Source organism: Streptomyces sp. NBC_01314 (genome assembly GCF_041435215.1).
GTDB lineage: Bacteria > Actinomycetota > Actinomycetes > Streptomycetales > Streptomycetaceae > Streptomyces.
Map to the genome: position 1 here is coordinate 5,189,471 of NZ_CP108394.1, position 24,057 is coordinate 5,213,527.

24 protein-coding genes are annotated in these 24,057 nt (G+C 69.0%); 13 read left to right on the top strand and 11 right to left on the bottom strand.

What is annotated here, in order from left to right; translation table 11 throughout:
• Positions 1–68 precede the first annotated feature (68 nt).
• The 9 genes from OG622_RS22695 to OG622_RS22735 all read right to left on the bottom strand — a co-directional run bounded on the left by OG622_RS22695 (position 69) and on the right by OG622_RS22735 (position 8,555).
• Positions 69–575: a hypothetical protein gene (locus OG622_RS22695; RefSeq protein ID WP_371578462.1), complete on the bottom strand. Its 507-nt coding sequence runs from the start codon at positions 573–575 to the stop codon at positions 69–71.
• Positions 576–620: 45 nt separating this feature from the next.
• The gene (locus OG622_RS22700; protein ID WP_371578463.1) at positions 621–887 is read right to left on the bottom strand and encodes a hypothetical protein; all 267 of its coding nucleotides are present in this window, start codon (positions 885–887) and stop codon (positions 621–623) included.
• A gap of 172 nt (positions 888–1,059) precedes the next feature.
• Positions 1,060–2,790: a type IV secretory system conjugative DNA transfer family protein gene (locus OG622_RS22705; protein WP_371578464.1), complete on the bottom strand. Its 1,731-nt coding sequence runs from the start codon at positions 2,788–2,790 to the stop codon at positions 1,060–1,062.
• Positions 2,791–2,845: 55 nt separating this feature from the next.
• Positions 2,846–4,249: a hypothetical protein gene (locus OG622_RS22710; protein ID WP_371578465.1), complete on the bottom strand. Its 1,404-nt coding sequence runs from the start codon at positions 4,247–4,249 to the stop codon at positions 2,846–2,848.
• Positions 4,250–4,315: 66 nt separating this feature from the next.
• Positions 4,316–6,421, bottom strand: coding sequence for a peptidoglycan DD-metalloendopeptidase family protein (locus tag OG622_RS22715; RefSeq protein WP_371578466.1), 2,106 nt, complete (start codon positions 6,419–6,421; stop codon positions 4,316–4,318).
• A gap of 7 nt (positions 6,422–6,428) precedes the next feature.
• Positions 6,429–7,097 carry a hypothetical protein gene (locus OG622_RS22720; protein WP_371578467.1) on the bottom strand — a complete coding sequence of 223 codons (669 nt, stop codon included), beginning with the start codon at positions 7,095–7,097 and terminating at the stop codon, positions 6,429–6,431.
• 192 nt (positions 7,098–7,289) lie between these two features.
• The gene (locus OG622_RS22725) at positions 7,290–7,604 is read right to left on the bottom strand and encodes a hypothetical protein (RefSeq protein ID WP_371578468.1); all 315 of its coding nucleotides are present in this window, start codon (positions 7,602–7,604) and stop codon (positions 7,290–7,292) included.
• 31 nt (positions 7,605–7,635) lie between these two features.
• Complete coding sequence (locus OG622_RS22730) at positions 7,636–8,001, bottom strand: DUF4913 domain-containing protein (RefSeq protein ID WP_371578469.1); 366 nt, start codon at positions 7,999–8,001, stop codon at positions 7,636–7,638.
• A 38-nt stretch (positions 8,002–8,039) separates the two neighbouring features.
• The gene (locus OG622_RS22735; protein WP_371578470.1) at positions 8,040–8,555 is read right to left on the bottom strand and encodes a hypothetical protein; all 516 of its coding nucleotides are present in this window, start codon (positions 8,553–8,555) and stop codon (positions 8,040–8,042) included.
• 322 nt (positions 8,556–8,877) lie between these two features.
• Between OG622_RS22735 and OG622_RS22740 the strand changes: the two genes are divergently transcribed.
• From OG622_RS22740 to OG622_RS22800, 13 genes are all read left to right on the top strand, one after another.
• Positions 8,878–10,575: a conjugal transfer protein gene (locus OG622_RS22740; protein ID WP_371578471.1), complete on the top strand. Its 1,698-nt coding sequence runs from the start codon at positions 8,878–8,880 to the stop codon at positions 10,573–10,575.
• A gap of 55 nt (positions 10,576–10,630) precedes the next feature.
• Positions 10,631–10,912 carry a TrbC/VirB2 family protein gene (locus tag OG622_RS22745; protein ID WP_200307830.1) on the top strand — a complete coding sequence of 94 codons (282 nt, stop codon included), beginning with the start codon at positions 10,631–10,633 and terminating at the stop codon, positions 10,910–10,912.
• Between the two features lie 41 nt (positions 10,913–10,953).
• Entirely contained in the window at positions 10,954–11,436 is a 483-nt protein-coding gene (locus tag OG622_RS22750) for a hypothetical protein (RefSeq protein WP_371578472.1), read from the top strand.
• A gap of 66 nt (positions 11,437–11,502) precedes the next feature.
• On the top strand, positions 11,503–14,499 hold the full coding sequence (locus tag OG622_RS22755; protein WP_371578473.1) for an ATP-binding protein: 2,997 nt from the start codon (positions 11,503–11,505) through the stop codon (positions 14,497–14,499).
• A gap of 41 nt (positions 14,500–14,540) precedes the next feature.
• Positions 14,541–15,209, top strand: a complete 669-nt coding sequence (locus OG622_RS22760) for a hypothetical protein (RefSeq protein ID WP_371578474.1) — start codon at positions 14,541–14,543, stop codon at positions 15,207–15,209.
• Positions 15,210–15,329: 120 nt separating this feature from the next.
• The gene (locus OG622_RS22765) at positions 15,330–15,848 is read left to right on the top strand and encodes a hypothetical protein (protein WP_371578475.1); all 519 of its coding nucleotides are present in this window, start codon (positions 15,330–15,332) and stop codon (positions 15,846–15,848) included.
• A 58-nt stretch (positions 15,849–15,906) separates the two neighbouring features.
• Positions 15,907–18,144, top strand: a complete 2,238-nt coding sequence (locus tag OG622_RS22770) for a hypothetical protein (protein WP_371578476.1) — start codon at positions 15,907–15,909, stop codon at positions 18,142–18,144.
• A 41-nt stretch (positions 18,145–18,185) separates the two neighbouring features.
• Positions 18,186–18,815 (top strand): hypothetical protein, encoded by a 630-nt coding sequence (locus OG622_RS22775; RefSeq protein WP_371578477.1) that lies wholly within the window; start codon positions 18,186–18,188, stop codon positions 18,813–18,815.
• 20 nt (positions 18,816–18,835) lie between these two features.
• The gene (locus OG622_RS22780; RefSeq protein ID WP_371578478.1) at positions 18,836–19,462 is read left to right on the top strand and encodes a hypothetical protein; all 627 of its coding nucleotides are present in this window, start codon (positions 18,836–18,838) and stop codon (positions 19,460–19,462) included.
• Positions 19,459–20,535 (top strand): hypothetical protein, encoded by a 1,077-nt coding sequence (locus OG622_RS22785; protein WP_371578479.1) that lies wholly within the window; start codon positions 19,459–19,461, stop codon positions 20,533–20,535. The genes OG622_RS22780 and OG622_RS22785 overlap by 4 nt, the downstream gene beginning before the upstream one ends.
• Positions 20,532–21,155: a hypothetical protein gene (locus tag OG622_RS22790; protein WP_371578480.1), complete on the top strand. Its 624-nt coding sequence runs from the start codon at positions 20,532–20,534 to the stop codon at positions 21,153–21,155. Before OG622_RS22785 ends, OG622_RS22790 begins: the two co-directional genes overlap by 4 nt.
• Before the next feature lie 127 nt (positions 21,156–21,282).
• Complete coding sequence (locus OG622_RS22795) at positions 21,283–22,887, top strand: WhiB family transcriptional regulator (protein WP_371578481.1); 1,605 nt, start codon at positions 21,283–21,285, stop codon at positions 22,885–22,887.
• 23 nt (positions 22,888–22,910) lie between these two features.
• On the top strand, positions 22,911–23,192 hold the full coding sequence (locus OG622_RS22800; RefSeq protein WP_046709249.1) for a hypothetical protein: 282 nt from the start codon (positions 22,911–22,913) through the stop codon (positions 23,190–23,192).
• 145 nt (positions 23,193–23,337) lie between these two features.
• On the opposite strand, the gene OG622_RS22805 is transcribed toward OG622_RS22800, so the two are convergent.
• Positions 23,338–23,595, bottom strand: coding sequence for a hypothetical protein (locus tag OG622_RS22805; protein ID WP_371578482.1), 258 nt, complete (start codon positions 23,593–23,595; stop codon positions 23,338–23,340).
• The gene (locus tag OG622_RS22810; RefSeq protein WP_371578483.1) at positions 23,592–23,798 is read right to left on the bottom strand and encodes a hypothetical protein; all 207 of its coding nucleotides are present in this window, start codon (positions 23,796–23,798) and stop codon (positions 23,592–23,594) included. Before OG622_RS22810 ends, OG622_RS22805 begins: the two co-directional genes overlap by 4 nt.
• Positions 23,799–24,057 lie beyond the last annotated feature (259 nt).

Consider the following 24,057-nt stretch of genomic DNA (forward strand, 5'->3'; position numbering starts at 1 on the left):
GCGGAGGGCGGAGGGCGGAGGGCGGAGGGCGGAGTCGGCATGGGCACCCGCTGCCGTTCACCGTCGCATCAGCCCTCGGTCGCCCACTTCCGCAGCAGGGCCTCCCGCTGCTCACGCCGTGGCGTGCCCTCCGTGGCGTGGGCACGGCCCCAGCCCGCGAGGGTGTCAACGTCCGCCGTACCGGCCACGATGCGATCCAGCAGCGCGACGGAGAGGTCGTACTCGGACTGGACGTAGCCGCCGAGGGCCGCGGCCGACAGGGTGTTCAGTTCGACGGTTCTGTCGACGGTCTCAAGGTGCACCTCGAACGCGGCCGCGGCGTCACCGCCGCCCGCGACAGCGTTGGCGACGAGGTCGACGGCCGTGGTGGCGAGCAGCCGGGCGCTGGACCGGATCCGCACGTACCGCACGGCGATCGACCGGATCTCCGCCCAGCCCCACACCGCGCTCTGACCGGTCCCGAGCCCCTCCACCCAGTCCCGCGTCAGCCGCACCCCGTCCCCGTACCCCTCCGGCTGCGCCCCGACGTACACGCCACCGTCCTCGGCGATCCAGAACAGTCCGACCATGGCCATGAGTGCCTCCCCGACAGCTGCGTACGCGTTTCCCCTGATGAGACGTCATCCCGCACCGGACGGTTCAGCACCCCAGGGCTGTTCGCAGGGTCGTCCGTGCCGGACGCGCAGACGCCGTATCTCCCACAGGGACAGGGCCGTCACCGTCAGCGGGCCGCCGAGAAGGAAGGTGTAGATCACTGCGGGTGGGGCCGCCATATCGGGGGTGTCGGAGAAGCTGAGGGCGAAGGGCCACCAGACCAGCAGGGGAGAGAGGAGGACGGGAAGCAGTTCGTGGACGTCGGCGGTGCGGAAGCAGGAGTTCAGAGCCATCCCTGATGGGGTCGGGCCGGTTGGGGACGGTCAACGCCGCCGCGCCACCGATCAGGATGCCCACGGCCTCACCCACTCACGGCCTCCATCCGCTTCGCGGGTGTCTGCTTCTTTCCTCCCGGCTCGTCACCCCTGGCCCCCGGTCCGCGCCGGGTGCCGTCGCGACCGCCGTTCAGCGCGCCCCGGGGTCGTACTTCTTCAGGGACGCCTGGATCTCCTGGGCGTACGGGCCCTCCCACCACGGGATGGTCTCGACCAGGACCGGCTTGGTGCCGGAGGCGAGGACGAGGGCGCGGCCCGGGGGCATGGCGCCGAGGTCGGAGACGCCGAGGACGCGTTGGCGGCTGACGGACTCGCTGACCGTGCGGTTACCGCTCCAGCCGCCGAACTCCGACTCACGGCTCGCCTGGTACTCACGCTGGTCGTACTCACCCGCCAGCTCGCTGAGGTCGCCCAGGAAGCGGGTGTCGGAGACGCCGCCGCCGTAGACCCGGATGTTCGCGGCCGACCACAGCTTCTCCATGCCGCGCTCGCCCCACACCTCGATGCCCTGCGCCCAGGACTGGAGGATGGTCATGAGGATGATGCCGCGCGAGCCGTAGTGGGAGTACAGGTCGGGCAGGGAGCGCCAGCGGCAGACGTTGGCGGCCTCGTCGAGGACGCCGACGAGGGGCAGCGCGAGGCGGCCGCCGCGCTGGGTGGTGGCGTACTCCTCGGCGGCCTCGACGACGGCGACGGTGAGCGCGGTGACGAGCGGCCCGGCGGAGTCCCGGCCCTCACGGGACAGGGAGTACAGGGTGCCGGCGGTGCGGACGAACGCGTGCGGGTCGAACTCGGGCGCGTTCGGGTCGGCGGGCGGGGTCACCCAGCGGTTGACCTCCGGGTTGACCAGGCAGGACGCCATCTGCTGGGCGACGCCGTAGATGCCGCTGCGCTGTTTGTCGGGGGCGGTGAGGACACCGTTGAGGCCGTCGGCGGCCATCGAGTGCCCGGCGCCGCGCAGGATGCGCTCGGGGGTGTCGTCCTTGGGATTGGACAGCCAGGTGTAGAGCTGGGTGATCGGCATCTTGCCGCAGGCGGCGGCGAGCAGCAGGTTGGCGAGCAGGTCCTGGCCGGCCGGGTCGAAGAAGGCGTCGGTGGAGGCGTTGGCGTCACGCGACCCGCTGGCGAAGTGGTCGGCCATCTTGCGGGCCTTGGCCACGTCGGTGACGTACGACAGCGGGTTCCACCACCAGCTGGGCGTCTCGGCGGCGACCTGCTGCGGGTCGAAGACCCACACGGGGCCGCGCGCGGAGCGGGGGCCCCGTGTGGAGTCCACGATGTCCCGCTTGTTGGAGGTGACGAGGACGGCGCCGGGCCCGTCGAGGATCGCGGGGACCGCCCGCCGGGTCGTCTTGCCGGTACGCGGGCCCCAGATGTCGACGTGCATGTCCTCGTACGAACCGAACAACGGCTGCCTGCCCTTGACGGACCTTCCGATGAAGACACCCGGCGTCCGGGCCTTCACGCCGAGCCGCTCGGCCGTGGCCGCCGCGCCCTTCATCGTCAACTTGCCCAGCTCCTCACCCTTCGCGAGGTGCTGCGCCGCGCCGTCCACCTTCGGCTTCTTCTTGAACCGCTGCACAACCCGGTACGCGGCGGTCCCCAGGATGCCGAGCAGCACGGCCTCACCGGCGGCGACGGCACTGGCCGGGGATCCCGGCCAGCTGTAGTCGCCCTTGACCAGGGCGACGACGAACGTCAACGGGTTCGACGCCGGCGCCGGCGCGTCCGCGAACGGCGCGCCGATCTTCGCCGCGAGCCAGGCCCCGACGACACCCAGGAGCACGATCGCGACCACGATGACGATCTCGATCGTCCAGTCGTCCTCGGCGCGGGGCTTCTTCTGCTGTTCTGCGGTCACCCGCGGGTCCGTCCTTTCTGGGGGTGGGGGGGTGGAATGGGATGGGAGCGGCCGGTCAGGCCTTCTCGGTCTCGAAGGCGAAGAGACCGTCGGTGGTCTCGACGAGCGTGTAGCCGTTGCTCGTGAACCCTGCGGGAAGCTCCCCGTCCTCGGGGAGCATGCCGAGCAGTTCCTTGGTCCCCGCGGCCAGTGCCGCTTCCTCCCCGTCGTCGAGCGACGCGTACAGGACACCGCCAGGGGTGATCATCAGCGGTTCGATGTCCTTGTCGTCCGCCTCCTGCCGCCACAGCTCGGCGCCGGTCTGGGTGTTCCAGGCCAGCGCGCCCTCACCGAAGTTGGCGACGGCCGTCGTGCCGTCGGGCGATACGACGATCTTGGCCAGGTCCGTCGAGGCCAGGGTGATCCTGACGGCCGGCCCCACGGCCACGGTGCGTCCGGTCGGCAGATCGACCGTGGTGATCAGCTCGTCGCCCTTGCCCAGCGGTGACCAGATGAGCGTCGCCTGGTCCGCCCGAAGGGGGAAGAGGTTCCTGGGCCCGTCCTCGAACTCCCCGTCCATCTCGCGCAGTTCGTCGGGCTGGTTGGCCTCGTCCCCCGTGTCCCAGACGCTCTCGCCCGTGGTCCGGTCGATCAACCGCAGGGGGGTGTAGAGCCCGTGGTCGTTGTCGACGTAGCCCTGCCCCGAACCGATGATGTCCTTTTCGGCCAGGTACTTGTCGAGTACGAAATTCTTGCCGCCACCGATCGGAGCGAAGGTGACCTTGTCGTCGGGCATCTCCACATGCCCCCGGATCACCGGCAGATCTGCGTTCTCCTCACCGGAGAGCGTCGAACTGCTCAGTTCGGCACCGCTGGAGTCGTACATGGTGTAGACGGTCTTGACGGTGGCCGCCTTCAGGCCGCTCGCCTCCGTGTTCTCGCAGGTGCGGATCAGGACGGCCGGGGAGCCGTCCTTCCACTCGCCCACCTGGACGTGCGCGCGGGGCAACGGGGCGGTACCCCCGGTGGGGTCGTAGTCGCACTTCACCGTGAAGGTCTTGCGCTCCTCGCCGGTCGCCGCGTCATAGAGGTGAGCGACGAAGTGCGCCGTCTGCGTCTCCGTCTCGGACTCGTCGACCGGGGCGCTCAGGTCCTGGACCAGGAGGAAGGCATCCCCCACCTGGCAAACGCTGTCCCTTCCGGTCCCGGCGATCCGATGGTCGCTGTCGAAGGTGGCCTCACCGGCGCAGTCGTATTCCTCGCCGTCCTTCTGAGCCAGGCTCCAGGCAGGCTTCGCCGCCAGTCCCGGAACCGCCACGCCCTTGTAGACGGGCCGGCCGGCCGCCGGGGCCGACGCGGACGACTTCGGGCTCCCGCTGGCCTCCGTGCCGGTCTCGGCGTCCGTGTCGCCGCCACCGCAGCCGGTGACGAGCCCCAGGGACAGGACGGTTCCGACGACCAGACCAGTGCGTATCTTCATCGACTTCCTTGCTTCGTGCGGTGATGGGAGGTCAGGGGGAAGCATGCGCGGGCCCGCCACGGCCCCCTATGCCTCTGCCTTGCCGTCACCCTCGACCGCGTTCGTGCCCGCCGGGATCGGTACGCGGTAGACGCCCGTGATCTTGTCCTGGACGTCCCAGGTGCTGAAGGAGACGTTCTTGCCCGGGCGCGGGGCGTGGATGATCTTCTTGCTCTTGGGGTCCCAGACGATGCCCACGTGCCCGGACAGTCCGTCGCCCTCCGGCCGGAAGAAGATCAGGTCACCGGGCTGTGCCTCGGAGAGCTGCACCTCGTACTTCTCCAGGCGGGGCTCCTGCACATGGGTGGTGCCACCGATGTCGATCTTCCCGTCGCTGGCCATGTAGTACGCCCACTGCGTGAAGCTGGAGCAGTCGAAGCTACGGGGGTTCTGGCCCTGGAGCCGCGGCGCGCCGTACACGTACGGGACGCCGACGCCGCGCTGCGCCCAGCCGAGCACCGCGCGGATCACCGGGTCGTCGGAGTCGGGCAGGACACCGGAGGCGCCGGCGCCGTCGGGGGCGACGGCGGTGCCGCTGCCGCCCTTCGCGCAGTCCGCGTACTCGGCGTCCCGGGACTTGTCGTCGGAGTCGGAGCCGGGAACCGTGCCGTAGTCCGGGTTGGCGGTGACCCGGCCGGCCATCCACTCCGCGGGGTCGACCATGCCCGGACCCTGGTCCTGGCCGCCGACGAACGGGTTGTCGACGCCGGGGACGAGGACCTCCCAGTGCAGGTGGGGGCCGGTGACGTTGCCCGTCGCGCCGACCGTGCCGATCTGCTCGCCGCGCTTGACGGAGTCGCCGACGGACACGTTGAAGGAGGTCTGGTGGGCGTAGAGCGTGATGACGCCGCCCGAGTGCCGCAGCTTCGTCATGTTCCCGTACGACCCGCCGGGGCCCGCGGCGACGACCTTGCCGTCCGCCGGAGCGTAGATCGGCGTTCCGCTGGTCGCCACCAGGTCGAGGCCGGTGTGGTAGCCGAGGCTCCACATACCGCCGCTCTTGTGGTACGGCGTACCCACCTGGTAGGTGCCCCGCTTCATGGGCCACTGCCAGTCCTTGCCGGTGGTGGTGGGCGGCTTGGCGCCGGGGAAGGAGACCGGCGTCATGTCCGTGCCGCTCGGGACCGTGAACGCGACCGGCGCCATGGCGGAGACGACTTCCTCGCTCTCGCCCTCCAGCGGCGGGGTCGACCACGAACGGGCCGAGGTCGCGGCGATGCTGAGAGCGTTCGTGGGCTGGGCGTCGTTGCCGACCGGCTCCGGGATGTCCGACTGCTTGCCCAGGGTGGGAAAGCCGGGGTTCTTCTCGATGGTCTCCTTGAGATGGACGTACCAGCGCTTGATGAGGTCCTTGTCGCCGGTGAGCGCGCCCCGGTAGCGGGCGGCCTGGGTGAGGACGACGCGCGGGTAGATGGTGTTGGAGGCGGTCGAGCCGGAGTAGATCTGCAGCGCCTTGAAGGGCTGGGTCTCCGCCTTCTTCGCGTGCAGGAAGTTGGCCGCGGCGTAGGCCGCGTCGTCGATGTTGTACAGGTCCTCTTCGCCGTCGTCGTTGCCGTCGTCCCCGTAGTCCGTCCAGGCCGGCTTCCCGAACTGCAGGATGCCCATGTAGCCGAGGGAGTTGGCACCGCCGGGCGCGGCCGAGGGGTCCTGCCCGTACTTGGTCTCCTGGTACATCTGCCCGGCGATCATGGTCCAGTCGAGACCGTCGTAGCGGGCGGCGGCGCGCATCGAGGCGAGGATCATCTTCGGCGGTATCTCGTTGCGCGCGGTCTCGCTCGGCATGTACATCTTGCCGGCCGGCATGACCGGGTTGGTGGCCGCGGCGTCGCCGGTGTTCCCGGCTTCGGCGTTGTCGGCGTAGTCGCCGCAGGCGGCGTTCGTGGCGCCGTTGCCGACGCCGCCGATCATGCTGCCGACGAGCAGCAGGACGAGACAGACGCCCGCAATGGCGAGGCCGCCGCCACCGCTGAGGAAGATCCACCACTTGAGGGCGCTCTTCTTCTTGCCCCCGCCTCCGCCTCCGCCTCCGCCTTTCGAGCCGCGGGCACTGGCGGCCAACTGACCGGCCGCCTTGGCGGTCTTGGCGACCTTCGCGGCCTTCGCCGCGGCCGCCAGTACGGCAGGTGCCACCATGGAAGGCTCACTCCCCCGATTCTTCGGAGGCGCCGACGTCACCGAGGCCGAAGATGTCGAACCCGGAGACGACCCACCTGCCGCCGTCCTCCTGGACGGTGACGAGCCATTCGTTGGACTCCGTCGTCGACTCCCCGCCCGCGGTGACCGTGGAGGTCGCCTTGACCAGGCTGGAGATCGTACGGCCGCTGTCGCGCACCAGGTCGTCGGAGATCACCGCGTCGCGTACGACGACGGCCGTGCCCTTGGACTCGCACTGCTCCGCCTCACAGGTCGCCCACGCCTTGCCTGAGGGCAGCACGGTCGTCTGCTTCATCCGGGTGTCGCCGGTGGTGAGTTCGAGCAGCGGAGGAACCCAGGTGACCACGCTGCTCCTGTGGTCGTAGGTGGCGATACCGGCCATGTACTCCGCCATGACCGTGTGGGCTTCGGCCACTTCGCTGAGCGCGACGATAGGGGTCGCGTCGGCGCCGCCCGGCTCGTCCGAGCCGGAGTCCTCGTCCACCCCGCCCGATCCCGTCTTGCCGCCCGACGTGGGGGTCGATGCCGCGTTCCCGCCGCTCTCGTCCTCGTCTCCGTCGAAAGCGATGAACATCGTCAGCGCGACGGCCAGCAGAGCGCCGAGCAGCGCCAGAGCCAGCAGTGCCGTGCGCTTGTTCTCGGCAGGCAACTCCACGGTTCCCGCGTCTCCCTTGTGCTGAGCCAGTACGGCGGTCGAGCGCTGACCGGGACACGGTAGGGGGAGGCGGGGGGTGGGAAGCGGGAGGAATTCCCGTCGAGGAAAGGGACTGGGCCGACGGCGGGAAAACGCGGGAAACCTCGGCGCGGGGCCTACTCTCCGCGGCCCGCTGTCACCAAGGGTGCGGCGTTACTCCTCCTCAGCCTGTTCGGCCCACTTCACGGCGGTGCCGTATGCGACGAACGAGGCGGGAATGGTGGGTACCGAACAGATCGAAACCCCCAGTACCCCGTCGGCACCGCGCGCACGCGCGTAAGCTTGCATGCTCACGACCGCCTCGATCGCGCTCAACTGCTGCCCGCCGACAGCCAGACCGAGAGCGGTATGCGGATGGGGCGGCGCGTCGAGGGTCGCCGAATAGAAGCCGGTGTGGGCCGAATACGCCTCTTTCAACTGCTGCTCGCGCAATTGCCGTTCCTTCTTCTCCGCACGGGTCAGACTCACGGCACGGTCCTCTCGTATATGTCCATGGGCATCACATCGGCCTCGGATCCACCGGCAGCGGATCGAACGGGTACGCCGTGTGCCCGTCCTTGGGTGAACAGGCCGCGAACGGGCCTGAGTCGGCGTCCATCAGCACCCGCAGATGCGGGTCGGCGTGGTGCAGCCACCACGTGGACATGCCGAGCGCCGGGTCCTGGCGCAGGTGTTCCCAGGCCAGCCAGAGTGCGGAGAGGCGGGCGCCGGCCTCGGGGTGCTCCCACCACTGGGGGCACCAGGTCGCCGACGAGCCGTTGATACGGCGGCGGACCATCTGGGCGAGGTAGTCGGAGACGAAGACGTAGACGTCCGCGAAGTAGAACTCCGGCTCCTCGGAAGCCGGTTCGGTCTCCGTCAGCATGGGCTCCCTCTCGATCAGGCCGTCGGGGCGTCAGACGATCACGTCAGGACGATACCGAGCAGCAACAGCACCACGACGATCGCGCCCATCACGATCCGCGCCGTCGGGTCCTCGCGTTCCCACAGGTTGTGGACGAGGGCCCAACCGGTCAGCCGCGCGGCGCGGCCACCGTGGAGACCGACGGGCTGGTCCTGCTCGTCCTCGTCGATGTCCTCACCGTTCGCCGGGAGCGTCCCGGGTTCGGGGTCGGCGTCGAAACCGACCGGCAGGCCCTGCTGTTCCTGGGCCACCAGAACCATTTGTTCGAGGAGTTCGGGAATCGTGTTCGGGGTGAGGGGATAGGCGAAGGTGCCGTACGGCGTCTCGACGCACAACCGCGCCTGCCAGGGATTGCCGGGCTCATAGCCGTCGACCCAGGCGTGGTCGGCCTGAAAGACCTGGGGGACCGGCGCGGGAGCGGGAGCGGATGCCTGCTGGACCGGTGAGGCCTCGGGAACGTCCCAGGTGCGCGGGTCGGGCTGCGGCGGCTGCGCGTGCCCGTTGTGGTCGGTCAACTGTCTTCCTTCGCCGGTCCGTCGGGTCCAGGTGGTGCCGGGAACGTCATGCGTAGGGCGGACGCGCCCAGCGCATTGTGGGCCCAGGGCGGGTCGGGACGGCCAAGCGGGTTCCCGGCGTGTCCCTGACACTTTTCCCGAACACTTTCCCGACCTTCGCCCTCGCGGGAATTCCCCGTCTCCTGGCGAGGAAACCGACGGCGGTCGGGTGACAGGTCTTTGTCACACTGCCTGCGCACCTGGCTGGGCCAGGGCCCGTCGTGCGGTGCGGTCGCGCCCGCCCAGGCGGACGGGGAACCGACTCGCTGGAGTAACCGACTCGATGACAGACCACAACAGCCCTGCTGGCGCGGTCGGCGGAGGCCAGCCTTCCGGCCAGCCCGGGTCCTTCGGTCCTCCCCAGCAGCCCCAGCAGCAGGCGTGGCAGACGCAGGGTCACGGGCAGCCCTCGGCCCCGCACCAGGCCCAGCCGCCTGCTCCGCAGCCCTCCCACCCCCAGCCACAGCAACTGCCGTCCGACGCGGCCCGCGCCCAGGTCGCCGCCGCCTGGGTGCGCAACACGCCCCAGGCCGGACAGGCGGCCGTACCGGCGCTCCCGCCGCGCGAGACGCGCCCCGCGAGCGAGTCGAAGAAGGAGAAGCGCGAGCGGGAGCGGGCGGCCCGCAAGGCCGCGTACGAGCAGAAGAAGGAGGCGAAGGAGCAGCGCAAGAAGGGCGGCGCGACGGCGACCCCCGCTGCCGCCGCGGCGGCCACAGCCACCCGTCCCGCGGCCTCGGCCGTCACCCACGCGCCCCAGGCACCCGCCGCTGGCAACCAGCCCCTCACCCCCGGATCCCACTCCGGCACAGCGGCCGGGCCCACCCCGGCGACCGCCGCAGGTGCCGCTCTGACCCCGGCCACCACCGGGCCCCGGCCCGCCCGCGACTTCGGCGTCCCCAAGCCCGGCGGCCGGGCCCCCGCCGGGGGCCGTCGTACCCATGTCGCCCTGCGAGCCACCCTGCTGATCACCACGTGTGTGTTCGCACTGGGCTCGTGCGGTGTGATGGGGCTGCTGGTCGGCGCGTCGTCGGGTTCCGTCACGGCAGGCCTCGACGCCGACGACGCGGCCAAGTACCGCCTCACCGAGTTCCCGACGCAGCAGGCGGCGACCTTCGCCGAGCAGTACGCGCTGCTGTGCATGACGTACTCGCCGGAGACGGAGTCCGACCGCCGCGAGAACCTGGCCCGCTACGCCTCCTCCGGCGTCGACTCCGAGTGCGGCTGGAGCGGCGAGGGGTCCAGCACCGCCCTGTCCGCCGTCTGGGACGGCACCCTGGAGAAGCTCCCCGAGTACGGCGACCGCGGCCGCTACCTCGGCATCCAGGTCCGCAGCGACGACGGCTCCCTGACCACGCTCACCGTGCCCGTGTACGTAAAGGATCTCGCGACGGGCGAAGGCATGCGTGTCGCCGGCAACGTGGGCCAGATGCCGCTGCCCGCCCGTGCGGACGTGCCCGAGATCGAGCAGGACGAGGTCGTCGACGACGACCTCGCGGCACAGCTTCAGGAGAAGGTGCTGCCGGGTTACTTCGAGGCATGGGGCGCGTCGGACTCCACCGCCATGGCCCGCTTCGCCGCGTCCGGCGCCACCCAGGTGGCCACCGCCGGCCTGGCCGGCCGACTGACGGACCCGACGATCGACGATGTGGTCGCGCTGGTGCCCGAGAGTTTCCAGGGCGCCGACTCGTACACCTACGGCAATGGCCAGGCCGTGCAGCTCCGCGTGAGCGTCACCTGGGGCGATCCCAAAGGCACGGCCGTGAGCCGCGCGTACCGGATGACCGTCGTGAACACGGCGCAGGGCTGGTTCATCAAGGACATCCGCGGCGGCGTGCTGGACGCGGAGGGCGGCCGGGCCGACTCCGACGAGGCAGCCGTGCCGGAAGGGGACAGCGACGCACCGTCGGCGTCCCCCTCCGGCTCGGCGTCCCCCTCCGCCTCATCCCAGCCGTCCGGGGACGACAAGCCTCAGAAGTCCTGACCGTCCACGCCCCCCACCCCTCATCCCTCGCTTTTCCCTCCCGAGAGGAACCACCATGTACCTGGCCGCCGACGGCGACGGAACCAACAAGATGAAGGAGATGTTCGGTGAGGTGCAGAGCATCCTCACCAGCGCCGGCACGCTGGTCGCCGTCATCGCCCTTCTCGTCCTCGGCATCCGCATGCTGATGTCGATGAAGCGGGGCGACGGTATGCGCGAGGCCTTCCAGGGCTTCGGCATGATCGCACTCGCCGCTCTGGTCATCGGTGGTGCCAGCGGTCTCGCCGGCCTGCTCATCTCGCTCGGGGACCAGATCGGCAACGGCAACGGCAGTTGATGGCTCGTCAATAACGCTGTCAACGGGAGGAGTTGGTTGCCATGACGCAGGAGGCACCTGAGCCGCTGGTCGCCTACGACCACACCGATCTGGTCAACCGGCCGAAGCGGATCTGGAACTGGGGCAACATTCCCCTTCCGGGTCTGCTGCTGCCGGCGCTGGGTGCGGCCTTCGGCTTCGGTCTGATGTGGCTCATCGCGCTGTTCACCCTCTCGGCGTTCCTCCCCTTCCTCGGCATGTCGATGCTCACGTCGGTTCTCTACTTCGGACCGCCGTTCGCCGTCTACTTCGTCTGGGGCCGCCCGCTGCCCTCGGCGCTCACGCTGAGCCAGCAACTGGTGGTGTGGGCCGACTGGTGGTTCCAGCCCAAGCGGCTGCAGGGGCTCTCCGCCGACCAGGAGCCGGAGGAACTGCACTGGCAGGTCATCCTCTGGAACCCGGGAGCACCGCGCTGGCAGGCACGCTACGAAGACGCCCGCAGAGCCGCCGCCGAGCGCGGTACGGCCTTCTCGGCCCACCGCTGAACCGATACCGGTTGCACCGCTGTTCCACCCCTCGAACCAAGCCGACTACCGCGGGATGACTCCTCCATGTTCATGTTGATCCTTCTGGGCGGGGCAGCCGCCTTCTTCGTGGTCGCCATGATCATGGCTGCCACATCGAGCAAGAAGCAGGGCCAGGGCGGCGGCGGTCGGGCGCGCTCGTCGTCCAGCCGTTCCAAGTCGTCCTCCGCGGGCGGCGCCTCGGCACGCCGCGAAGACCTCCGGCTGCCGTACCGCTACGCCGACGACATGATCTTCGTCCACGGCGATTCGGTGTGGACCGGCCTCGTCCTGCCCAACGCCATCGACGAGTACCTGAACGCCCAGGAACTCCAGGCGATGGCCGAGGGCCCGCCGCGTGGTCTGCTCAACCTCGCCCGCGGCGACCGCAACGTCGAGTGCCACTACCGCAAGGTCTACCAGCCGATCACCGCGCTGACCTGGGCGGAAGACCTGAACGCGATCGCCTGGGACCCGACCGACAACTACAAGGCCTACAACCTCCGCAAGGCCGAGTACCAGGAACGCATCGGTGCCAACCGGGAGCGCAACGTCCTGCTCGTGAAACTGGGTTCGCTCAAGCGCAACAGCGGCGGCTCCGGAGTGATGTCCGAGGACGACGAACCTTACGACGAGCCCGGCCTGCTCCGCGGCGCGCGGGGTGCCGCCGACCACGTGGCCGCCACCGCGACCGGGGTCGCCGACGAGTATCTGTCCCCCTACGTCGTCGCGGAATGGACGCAGGTGGCGACCGAGGTCCATGAAAGCCTGGAGACCCTCCGGGGGACCCCCCTCACCCGCGAAGAGCTCGTCTGGCTGATCCGCAAGCCCCTCCATGGTGACCTGCCCGTCCCGCCCGAGCCGGTGCTCGGCTCGCGCGCGTGGGGCCCCAACGCCTTCGACCTCGTCGTCGACTTCTCCGGCGAGAACCGCAAGACACACATCGTCCTGAACCAGTACGACGAGATCAGCGGCGAACAGCAGACCAGCTACACCACGACCTTGGTCGCCGCCAACTGGCCTGCGGAGACCCGCTTCCGCCAGTCGACGGCGTGGGCCCGTTACGCGGCCCAGCACGTGGACTTCCCCGTCGAGATCGACATGCGGTTCACGCTCATCCCGTACCTGAAGTTCAAGGACCGCGCCGACAAGATCCGCGGCAACCTCGTCGACGAGATGAACGACATGGCCAACTCCGGGCGCAGCCCGGACACCAAGCTGGCCCACCAGGTCACCCGCGCCCAGGAGCTCGTCGACGACATCGAGGAGCACAAGATGCCGGCGATGGAGGCGCAGATCCGCTTCACGATCTCGGCTCCGAGCGTGAAGGAGCTGGAGCGCCGCCGCCGGGTCCTGGAGATGCAGTTCAAGCAGGACCTGAAGGTCACTCTGCTGCGCCCGACCCGCCAACAGTGGCGTCTGCTCCAGTCCCAACTGCCGGGTGACGCTCCCAAGTTGCCGATCGCTCCCTACCTCCGTCTCCAGGAGGTCGAGCAGCTCGGAGCCGGTCTGCCCACCGCCGGAACGGAGTTGGGCGACAACCCCGAGCAGCGCTCCGGCAAGCGCCTCGGCTGGGTCGGCAACCTCGTCGGCTGGGCGGGCAAGATGCCGGTCCACTACTCACTGCACGTGGGCCCGGCCCGCAATGACGGCGGTGGCCTCGCCATCGTCGGCGCCTCGGGTGGTGGCAAGTCCTCCCTGGCCCTGCAGAAGTTCTACGAGGAGTCGGAGTCGGGCGTCCGCTGCCTGGTCATCGACCCGAAGACCGACTTCGCCCAGCTCTGCTACTACCTCGCCTTCGGCTCCCAGGTGAACGACCCTGAGTTCGCGAGCGATGCGGAGACGGGCCTCCTCGGCACTCCACAGAGCAAGTTCCAGCCGGTGAGCCCGGAGTTCTGGGCGGAGACGGAGGTCGTCGACCTCCTCAAGGGCCAGGCAGGCGTACTGGACCCCTGGGTCATCGCCCGTGACGTCCCGGCCGGCCGACTGCTCGCCGAGTCGATGCTGCGCGGCTTCCTCGGAGACGAGGACTACCAGCGGGTACGCCTCCCCGTCATCGAGGGGATGGCCACGGTCATCGGCCGCTACAACTCCGCGATCCGCCAGGCGGTCGACCAGGGCCTGACGGCCCGCGACGCTGACGCGCAGGTACCGCGGCCGACGCTGTGGCAGGTGGTCGACGAGGTCGTGGCGGCGTACGAGCACGCCGTCGCGACGGGCGACCGGGAGGCCACGAAGGACCTGAAGCTGGCGCAGATGCTCCTCACCGAACTGCGCACGCTCCCCTACGCCCGACTCGCCTTCTCCGAGCAGCCACAGCCGCTCTCGGCGATGCGCAAGCGCCGTACGGTCATCACCCTCCGTGGCTTCCAGTCGCCCGCGGCTTCGGACCCGCGCAGCTGGAACCCGGCGGAACGCCTCGCGGCGACGGCCCTGATGGCTGTCGTCGAGCTGGGCAGCCAGATGCTCGACGTCGGCTACGAGAAGAACCCGGTGACGGGCGAGATCGGTCTGCGCCCCAAGGCACTGTTCGTGGACGAGGCGTACGTCGTCACGGCCACGGAGTCGGGCCGCGACCTGATGCGCCGCGCCCTGAAGCAGGGCCGCTCGTACATGGCCGTGACCGTCCTGATCACCCAGCAGGCCATCGACCTGGTCCAGATCGAGGACTCGGAGGCCCGCAGCGGTGGCGCCAACCAGATCCACACGGTCTTCGCCTTCAAGCAGAAGTCCGCGCAGGAGGCGTCCCTGGTCGCCCCGCTGCTCGGCCGCCCCGAGGACGACCCGAAGGTCGTCGCCGCGCTCCAGGAACTCCGTACCGGCGTCTGCCTCCAGCGCGACGCCGACAAGCGCGTCGGCACGGTCGCCGTCGACCTGGTCTTCAAGGAGATCCTCGCGGCCACGGACACCAACGGCACCACCCGTCCGGCCCGGCAGGGCATCAACCCGCCGCTGAGCGTCTGGGACTGGACGTTCCTGCAGGAGGCGGAGGAGGACCCGGCGACGGCGACACGGTCCGCCACGCCGGAACCGTCTGCCGCATGACACCGCGCCGAACCACCCCCACCCCCGGAGGCCCTACCTTCATGTTCCTGTCCAAGACCGTCACCACCGGCGTCATGTCCCTGGCCCTGCTCACCACACTCACCGGATGCGGATCCGACTCCGGTGAGGACGAGGGCGGTTCGTTCTTCGACAAAGCCAACTCCGCCTCCGCATCCGCCTCCGGGGGAACCAGCCGCCCCAGCGCCAAGACCTTGAGGGACGTCCAGGAGTTCATCACGGGGGCGGGGCTTCCGTGCGACAACCTGACTGACGACGAGATGGCGAAGGGAACGCCTCTCGGGGGGTTCCTCGGGCCTGCGGAACAAACCCACAACCCTCCGGAGGAGGCCGACCCGTGGGCCATCCGTAAGGCCGGATTCTGCGGGGAGACTCGGTCCGACACGGGCGGCTGGCTCATCTACCTGCCCAAGGACATGAAGGCGTTCCAGGAGAACTATCGAAAGATAGCCCGCGAGTTGGCGAAGGAAGACGGCTACACCGAGAATCTCGCACGAGGGAAGTACTTCTTCGGTGCTGACTTCATCATCGACCCCACGAATTACCTGGCTAGCAAGACCTTGCTCGAAGCGGGCATGTTGATGGAGAACTGCGACCCGAGCTTCAAGGCTCCCGAGGGTTATCGCACGGAGGAAGCGTTGGCGAGCGGCTGCGTGCTGACGAACTATCTCCTCGATCCCCTGGATCAGTAGCGGGAGTGATCCCGTACGCGGTCCCGCAGCACACCAGTACCGGTGGATTTTCCTGTTCTGGAAGCCGGATTGCACATGAGCGACTACGCACCCGAATAAGCGAGTAAGGCAGAGAAGAGCATGCGACTCAAGCAGGCAGTCACGGCAAGCACCGCCGCCCTTGCGGCCCTGCTCCTCCTCACCGGCTGTGGCGATGACGACGACCCCATGGCAGACCTCGGACTGCCGTCCGCCTCGGACATGGCGTCCCTGGCCTCCCTCATCAACGAACACGCGGCCTGTCAGGACCTAGAGGCGGATCCTGCGGATTGGGACTACATGAAAGACGAGGCCAAGGATCCCGCGTGGGGCATCAAGGAACGCGCCTACTGCGAGGACGAATACGGAGACGACATCACGCTTCTCCTCATCAACGACATGCGGAAGTTCCAGGAGCAGAGCGCCAAGGGCGAAGAGTCGTGGCAGATCGGCCAGAACTTCGCCATCGCCCCGGTGAACGGCGAGACGATCCACCAGCTGGCCAGCAGCAAGATGCTGGCCCTGTCCTGCAGCCCGGATCTCACCGTGCCCAGCGGCTACAAAAAGATCGACGGACTCGTCGACGGATGCGTCATGACCGACTACCTCTCGGACTCCTGACGCCCACAGAACCCGCTGCCCTGCTCCCTTCCCTTCACTGTCTCCGTTAGGACCTCAGATGCCCTGGCACAACGCGCTGAGCCGCCGCATCCGAAAAGTCGGCGCAGCCGCCCGTGCCGGCCTGTTTCTGGTGCTGGCGCTGATCGCCCTCACCCTGGCCGCGCCGACGTCCGCGTCCGCGGACTTCACCTGCGACTTGACCGGGGACGAGAGCTACCACAGGGACTCCCCGGGCAGTAACGGCGAGAGCTTCATACCCGCGGTCACGCAGTGGGGCACCGCCCCGGTAGGCGATCTCCTGAACGAAGAAGGAGTCCTGGCCGAGGACCTCAAAGTGAAGCCGAAGGACGCGGGCACCTACACGCTGTACGAACTGAACGGCATGCGGGGTCTCAACTGGTCCATGACGTTCAAGGACGAGGAGGACGCCACCAAGAGCAACGGCACACGGTTCAGCGGGGCTGATGACTGTGAGTTCATGACCTATGTCAACAACGGCATGGCAAATATCATCTTCTACGGCACCAAGGTCCTGACCCGGTTCTCCATCTCGGTCAAGGAGATGGCCTCCAACCCGAGTCCCTTCGCCAGTCTCTATTCGGGGCGGGACAACCTCGTCAAGACGCTCAAGTCCCACGTTCTCGTACCCGCCGTGCCGGTGATGATCGTGCTGGTCGGCTTCTGGGTCTTCACCAAGTGGCGTAAGGGCGACATGCGCGAGGTCTGGGCCGGGATCTCCTGGACCGCGTTGACAACGATCGCGGTGCTGGCCTTTCTGGGCGGCACCAACAACTACAACCTGTTCGTATCAGGCGCCGACAAATGGATCGCTGAGGCCAATTCGGCGCTCACCTCGACCGCGCTGTCCAGTGTGTCGGGTACGCCGCAGCCACCATGCGACCTGAAGGACGACCGACCGAATGAGGGTCTTCGTCTCTCCAGTTGCGCGATGTACGACACACTGGCATTCCGCCCCTGGGCGCTGGGCCAGTTCGGAGAGCCGGGCAGCACCTGCATCTTCAGGAAGAAGAGCGACGGATCGACCGCCACGAACGGCTACTGCCCGACCAAGGTCCCGGACGGGGTCTCGATGGGAGTCCCGGAGCACACCGGTTGTTACTGGGGCACGGCGGGCAGCACCCGCTGCGCGGATCTCCGCGTGCGCCAGGCCGTCACACAGTCCACGACCAACATCGACACGACCGACATCGACGACAAGAAGGATGTCGACCAGTTCAAGGAATGGCAGCTGATCCGCGGAGACCTCGCCAAGGGCACGTACTATCCGGTGGCCTACGCCGACTGGACAGGAAAGAACGCCACCGACCGGATGGGCATAGCCTTCTACTCCCTGATCGCCGCATTCATCGTCGGTGTGATGGTCATCGTGCTCAGCGCGCTGACCCTGCTCTGGCACGCGGTCACGCTGATCCTGATCATCATGCTGCCGCTGATCGCCACGCTCGGTATTCACCCCTCGCAGCAGAAGCTGCTCAAGGGTTGGTTGGAGACGTTCATCCACAGCTTCGTGCTGCGTGCGGGCTTCGGAGTGATCCTGACGGTCCTGCTCGTCCTCTACCAGGTGATCCTTCCGGCCCAGGTCGCCCTGGGCACTCAGCTGTTGATGCTGATCCTGGTCACAGCAGCCGTGGTGATGATGCTGAAAAAGCTCCTCGCCGGAAACTTCAGCCCCGAGTTCGCGGGCGGCGCCGGTGACGCGATGGGCATCCGGGAGGCGGCGAGCGCGGGCAGCGACAAGATCGTCGCCAAGGGGGAGAAGGCCATGGTGAATGCGCCCAAGGCCAGCGGGAGAGTCGCGGGCAAGGCAGCCAAGGGCACGGCCTGGGCGGTGGACCGCGCCGTCTTCAAGGGCAAGGGGCGCGGCAAAATGCAGGAAATGGGTTGGCTCGGCCAGTCCAAGCGCGAGCAGCAACAGAGCGCCAAGCAGTCGGCGGACACCACACGCATGGTCAACGAAGAGGTACGGGAACGCCGGGAAGCAGCTCAGGCACAGCAGACGCCCCCCGCTTCCAAGGGCGGCCGGGTCAGCGGCTCAGGCAGCAAGACCCCCGTTCCTGCCGAGCCCTCCACGTCTACGGCACCCCAGCAACCACAGCCGCAGCCGCAGCCATCGACCCAGCGACCCCGCACGACGGCTCCGGAGCCGTCAGCACCGAATCCCCGACCGGCGAACCCCGAGCCGCCCGCCGCACCACGGCCGCCGGTCACCCCCCAGGCGCCGGCATCCCCGACCCCGCCCCCGAGGGACCCACGCAGCCCGAACGGCCGCGTCTAGCGGCATCCGCGTACGCCCCGAGACCCCCGAGGAGCCGCTCCATGCCGTCCCTGACCGCCGACCGCACGCCCGACCAACTGGTCGGGGAACTCCAGCGGTTCTTCGGCGTGGACTGGCCCACCGTCTGGGCCGGCGTCCCCGAAGACCAGGAAGGACTGGGGGCCTGGTGCTCCGGCTTCGGCTGGCAACCCCTGTGGTTCGAGGCAGGCCAGTGGGTCCGTACGGCAGCGGGCGGCCGCCTGTACCTGGCTTCGGTCGCGCCGGGTCGCCCGGTCACTCGCGTGGAGCACGTGCTGTGGTCGGCCCGCGCCGACTCGGCGGCGGAGAACGGGGCCTTGATGACGCTTCTCGGCCGCAAGTGGCCCTCGTACCTGGCCGCCGCCCAAGCTGCCCTGACCACGCCCGCGTGGTCAGGGGACTGGGACACCGTGGGGTTCCCTGACTCCCCCGGCCGCGCCTACTGGCGCGACGCGGAGTGGCGCGTGGAACACCAGGACCCATACCGGCTTGCGGTGTGGTCCTTCAGTACGCCGGGAGCACCGCTGATCGTGCTCAAGGCGAACCTCGCGGCGGGGACGGCTGCAGGATGGGGCCCCGGCAGTGCGACGATCTCTCTCGCCTGCCACGGCCCGGCCGACCCAGACGATGAGGGGCCCGGCTGGTCATTGTGACGAACGAGAGGTGCTGAATCATGGGAATCACTTCGGGCCGACAGGCCCGCACTCCGCAGGAATTGGTCACCGAGCTGCGCGGCTTGGCGGACGTTGACTGGCCCACCATTTGGGACGGGCCGCCCTACCCGGGCAAGGGCCTGGACATGTGGTGCGCCCAGTTCAACTGGGTGCCAACCAGCTTCGAGCGTGTCCTCGAGGTACGCACCGACACCGACGGCAGCTTCCTCCTCAACAATCTGGCCGGCAGCTGGGCTCCGGTGACCAACCTCAGCCACTGGCTCTGGGGAGCCGGCGCCGAAGCCGTCGAAGAGAACACCGCTCTCCTGACAGAAGTGGCCCGCGTCTGGCCCGTGTATCTGACGGCCGCCTGCTCGGTTCTGGACGAGCCGACCTGGGAGGGCGCCTGGGCCGCCGAGGACTTTCCCGAGAATCTCGGCAATCACGACGTCGGGTCACGCGCCTACCGGCTCGAGCAGCAGAACCCGCACCGGTTGGCGTACTGGATGCCTCGTGAAGCAACCGGCCCACTGGTGATCATGGAAGTCTCCCTCAAGGCCGACACCGCTGGGCCGATGCCCCGCCGGGGCGCCGCCAACCTGTCGATCAAATTCCACCCGCGACCGGTCGAGATCGGAGGACTGTGAGTCCGCAGCCAATACCCAGATATATCGAACGGCTCGCTCTAAAGTTCGCCAATGAGGAAGCCGAACGGGCACGGCAGGCGAACACGAAGGAAGGCTCCCAAGCCATAGCACGTCGTCTGGAAGCCGAATCCGACGCCGCAAACTTCACCTCCGTCAAGGAATACATCAAGAACCTGACCGAGGATGTCGAAGGCGTCGAAGCTCCGGACGGAACCACCCCGACCAGCGCCTTCTGGTCACACGGAATCCCACACCCCGACGCGCCAGTGAACTGGCGGAACGAGCATTTCCTCGACAACCGTTACATAGCGGAGGCCTGGGCCAAAACCCAGAACCAACGGAATCGCGAATCGGCCCAAACCCTCGAAACGACAGACGGGGGTCGCAGGCTGAACGAGATGTACCTCTTCGAAGGCGCCGTCCGCGAGGCACTCGGTGGAGAGGATCAAGGCTTCACCTACGGGTGGGCCCGCGAATGCTGGGCTGGCATCTCCGAGACCTATGCCACCGCGGCCAAGGGCCCCGTCGTCGTGTTCGCCGAGACCGCCCACACCCGTTCGATCCTCTACAACCAAGAGCTCCCCACCCTCCACACCAACGAGCACGTCGGCCTGGACAACATCAACTTCGCCTATCCCGCGCCCAAGGAATGGCCGAAGGAGACGCGCACCGAGGTCGGCACCCATGCGGTTCGTGCCCAAGTGCAGGTCGATGACCCGTCACTCCCGCACTACATCGACCCCACGGCCTATCCGACGCAGGATCCCGCCGCCCGTGAGGCCGCCGTGGGCGCCGAATGCGCGGCCGTGACAGCCGAACGCTCGGAACGGGCTGCGGAGGCGGCCACCGCCCCCACCACCGAGACGAAGGCCCCAGAAGCCGAATCGCCCGCACGGGAAGCACCGGAGCAACCCGCAGCCAAGAACCCTGCCACCTCCATCCCCGTGTGGCAGGTCGGATTCAAGCCCACCCCCGTCAAGCTCGAAGCCGGCGCCTCCGGCCCGACCACCCCATCGACGGCCCCGCCGACCCCCGACCTCGAAAAGCAGTCCGCAGCACCGGGGCTGGAATGAAGCCCCCCGCCGACCTCCTGCCGAGACTCCGTCGCCTCCTCCACCAGGACAAGACCGACCCCTGGGCCGTCCGCCTCCTCCCCCGCATCGTCTTCGGCCTGGCCGCCGCCTACACCCTGTTCTCGATCGCCTCGCAGAGCGGCTCATCCTTCGTGATGGTCTGCGCCATGCTGCTGCTCGGCGGAGCCGTCTGGCTCCTCCGCCGTCGCACCCAACTCCTCCTCGCCCTAGCCTCGACGATCCTCGCCGCAGCCTTCACCGGCTACTTCTCGGCGGTGGGTGAATCGGCCCGGATGACCACGAGCGCGGCCGTCACCGGAACCGCCGCGTTCGGCTACTGGGCCCTGACCGGAATGGCCTTGCTCGGCGCCTGGATGGTGAAGGAGCACCCGGGCCGACGCGGTGTCACGGTCGTGCTCGCCGATGTGATCCTGGTCATCGGGTCCCTCGCCGGCATGTTCGTCCCGGAGGCGGGCGTGCCGATCGGATTCGTCGGGGTGCTCGCGGTGCTCGCCGTACGCGGTTCGGGCGCGAAGGCTGTGCGGGCCCGGGCCGGCAGGCTTCGCCAGGTCATCGGTCGACCACGTCGGCGCGACGCCCGGAAAACGGCGGACAGTTGAGGCTCTTGTGAATGGTTCGTCGCGGCACTGCTCGTTTCCGGCCAGTACTTTGCACATGCGTTGCACCAGTTTGACAATTTGTTCTAGAGTCCCCCGCGATCACGGATCACCACGGGGGATATTACTCATGCGTATGGCAAGCCATACGACGCTGGCCAGGCTGCCCGCCCGACCTGCCCGCAAGGCGGTCGACCGGGAAGCCCACATACCCGACGCGGCGTTGCCGTGCCGGCGTAGGCCGGACGTCTTCCAGCACCCGCTTCTGGACAACTCGGAGCACCCGCACGGCCTTTACGCCCCGGACGGTACGCCGACAGCGGCCGCAGCCACGGGCGTCTCGCCCGACCAACGCCGGCAGCACCTCGTCCTGCTCCGCACCGCGCGCGACCTGTGCGCCTCCTGCCCCCTCTGGGCGGAATGTCTCCAGGACGCCGTCGCGTACGCGGAGCCGTACGGCTACACGGCGGCCACCACCCGGGAGGACCGGCGTTCGCTGCGCCGCACGCTCGGCATCGGCGACGAGAACGGTGACCTGCCGGCCCACGCCGAGGTCCGCTTCGACTCCGGTTCCGTACCCCGGCGGCTGACCCGGCTCAGGTCCCGAGCCGACGGGTCGTCGGCGCCGCCCGGATCCCACCGCCCGCTCGCTCCGGACCTTCCCGAACTGGAGCGGGTCCTCGATGCGTTCGACCTGCTCCAGGGTCAACTGGCCCATGATCAACCTTTGTTGAGGGAATATCCCCAGCGCGCCGCGTTGACAACGCAGTTGCACTCGCACATCACCACACAGACAACTCACAGACAGACGCCCGGACCGGGCGCGTCGTCGCACACACCCGGACCGCCGGACGACAGGAGCGAGGAACCCATGGCAGCGGCCGAGGCCGGGCAACGGATCACCTTCTCGTACGAGGATCCCGCCCTGGCCGTACGGCAGGCCGTGCTCGGCCCGCTGGTGCGCTCCGCCCTCCCCGCGCTCACCAGCCTCGAACGGCTCGTGGCCCTGCTGACGTGCATGCCCGGCGGCACCGACACGGCCCCTGAATCCCCTCAGAACCTTCCGGCCGTACGGAAAGCCGTCGAGTCACTGCTCCCCGACGGCGCCGACGCCCCCGAGGACGCCGAGGGCGCACCCCTCCCTCCCGGGCGCCCACTCACCGGCTCCGTCTCCGTCGAACTCGCCACCACCGACCCGGTGGCCGCGCTGCGCCGCGACTTCCTGGAACCGCTGTTGCGTGAACTGGCCGCCACCCTCGCGAACATAGAGAAGGTCGCGACGATGCTGGCGGCCACCTCGGACGACGCCGACGGCGCCCATCTGGAGACCATCCGCACGGCCGTGCGCGAGATGCACGACCGCCTCCCGCGGTCGGTCGCGCTCACGCCCCACCCGGCGACCCACTCCGCACACCCCGCGCACGCCGGACACCCGGCCGCGGGGACGGGAGCCGGCGCAGGACATGGTGGCCGCCGTACGCCTTCCGCCCCCAGCATCCGCGCCGCCGTCGAGAAGGCCGTGGCCACCTTCCCCGGCGCCTTCTCCGCCCGCGACGTGCTGCGCGCCCTGCCCTCGGGCGTCTACGGCGACCCGTCGAAGACCATCAGCAACATCCTGTCCGCGCTGGTCAAGTCGGGCCGCCTGCAACGCCTCTCGCGCGGCACGTACGCTCGCGTCCTGGACGTCGTCGACGACACGCTCCTCCCCGAGCGGGGAGAGGCGAAGAGCGCCTGAGCCGGAAGGAACACCCGCCCCCGATGACCGAACCGATCCCGAGTCAGGGTCCGCCCCCGCCCGCCGCGAACCCCGGCGCCTCGGACGCCCAGGTCCACGTCTTCTCCCCCAACGCGGGCCTTATCGACGGCGTCCCCGTCACCGCCCCGCCCTACGGCGACATCCAGGACGTCGTCCTGTCGATCCTCCAACAACGCGCCCAGCAGCTCGGCGCCCCCACCCCGGCCACCATCACGGACAACCGTTACGGCGGCGCCATCCGCCTGCTGATCCACCCGGACGGGACCACGGAACAGCTGGACTGAGAGCTGGGAGCCGGGACCTGATGGCGGCTTCGCCCCCGCCGCGGCCGAGCCGATCACGTTCCTCACAGTGTCGGCAGCGGTGGCCAGTTCGGCGTTCCTGGCCACCGCCCGCGTCACGACCCTGCGACCGAACAGCCCTCCGCCGTCACTCCCTGTCCACGGTCATGATGCCGACGCACTCTTCGAGCGCGCCGTACAACGCCGGTACGAAGGCGGCGAGTTCGGCGTCCGACGCTCTCCCCGCCTCCAGTACGGCACCTACGACCGTCACCAGGACGGCGGCGGCCTTCAGCGCGTGAGTCTCGGCCAGCGCGTCGAGGAGACCGCCGGGGCGCGTGTCGGCGAAGGCCTCCCGGCCGGCCCCCGGGTCCACGCCGAGACTGCGCAGACGCGGCCCGCTCATACGGCGGCCTCCCACGCGCGGCCGTCCTGGCCCGGCGTCGCCAGGACGGCCGCCCGGCGCCGCGCCCGCTGAACGCGCCTGCGATCGAGTTCGTCCCGCTCGCGCTCCCATACGACGACGTACGGCCGGACCAGGGGCTGCCCGTCGACCCTGATGACGTCACCCAGGAACGGGCACGGGGGTGCGGACCGGTATGCGGGCACGGGCGGACGGGAGGGGGTGGAGTTCGGGGGCGGCGTAACAGCGCGGTGCGCTCCGCGGGCAGGCAGGAAAAGGCTCAGGATCGCGGCCAGTAGGCTGCGCACAGGTCGACTCCTTTTCAGTCGGCTCAGCCCCGGCACGGAAGCTCTCACCCTTCCCGCCGGGGCGTTTCTTTGAGCCTCATGGTAGCGCCTTGTATCGATTCGTAGCGAGACGTATCCCAAAGAGCGTCTATCAGTCCACTTGTCTAGCGTCGACTGC

Coding starts and splice junctions, on each gene's coding strand:
- OG622_RS22695 (WP_371578462.1), bottom strand. CDS start 575: ATGGCCATGGTCGGACTGTTCTGGATCGCCGAGGACGGTGGCGTGTAC.
- OG622_RS22700 (WP_371578463.1), bottom strand. CDS start 887: ATGGCTCTGAACTCCTGCTTCCGCACCGCCGACGTCCACGAACTGCTT.
- OG622_RS22710 (WP_371578465.1), bottom strand. CDS start 4,249: ATGAAGATACGCACTGGTCTGGTCGTCGGAACCGTCCTGTCCCTGGGG.
- OG622_RS22715 (WP_371578466.1), bottom strand. CDS start 6,421: ATGGTGGCACCTGCCGTACTGGCGGCCGCGGCGAAGGCCGCGAAGGTC.
- OG622_RS22730 (WP_371578469.1), bottom strand. CDS start 8,001: ATGCTGACGGAGACCGAACCGGCTTCCGAGGAGCCGGAGTTCTACTTC.
- OG622_RS22740 (WP_371578471.1), top strand. CDS start 8,878: ATGACAGACCACAACAGCCCTGCTGGCGCGGTCGGCGGAGGCCAGCCT.
- OG622_RS22745 (WP_200307830.1), top strand. CDS start 10,631: ATGTACCTGGCCGCCGACGGCGACGGAACCAACAAGATGAAGGAGATG.
- OG622_RS22750 (WP_371578472.1), top strand. CDS start 10,954: ATGACGCAGGAGGCACCTGAGCCGCTGGTCGCCTACGACCACACCGAT.
- OG622_RS22755 (WP_371578473.1), top strand. CDS start 11,503: ATGTTCATGTTGATCCTTCTGGGCGGGGCAGCCGCCTTCTTCGTGGTC.
- OG622_RS22760 (WP_371578474.1), top strand. CDS start 14,541: ATGTTCCTGTCCAAGACCGTCACCACCGGCGTCATGTCCCTGGCCCTG.
- OG622_RS22765 (WP_371578475.1), top strand. CDS start 15,330: ATGCGACTCAAGCAGGCAGTCACGGCAAGCACCGCCGCCCTTGCGGCC.
- OG622_RS22770 (WP_371578476.1), top strand. CDS start 15,907: ATGCCCTGGCACAACGCGCTGAGCCGCCGCATCCGAAAAGTCGGCGCA.
- OG622_RS22775 (WP_371578477.1), top strand. CDS start 18,186: ATGCCGTCCCTGACCGCCGACCGCACGCCCGACCAACTGGTCGGGGAA.
- OG622_RS22780 (WP_371578478.1), top strand. CDS start 18,836: ATGGGAATCACTTCGGGCCGACAGGCCCGCACTCCGCAGGAATTGGTC.
- OG622_RS22790 (WP_371578480.1), top strand. CDS start 20,532: ATGAAGCCCCCCGCCGACCTCCTGCCGAGACTCCGTCGCCTCCTCCAC.
- OG622_RS22795 (WP_371578481.1), top strand. CDS start 21,283: ATGCGTATGGCAAGCCATACGACGCTGGCCAGGCTGCCCGCCCGACCT.
- OG622_RS22800 (WP_046709249.1), top strand. CDS start 22,911: ATGACCGAACCGATCCCGAGTCAGGGTCCGCCCCCGCCCGCCGCGAAC.
- OG622_RS22805 (WP_371578482.1), bottom strand. CDS start 23,595: ATGAGCGGGCCGCGTCTGCGCAGTCTCGGCGTGGACCCGGGGGCCGGC.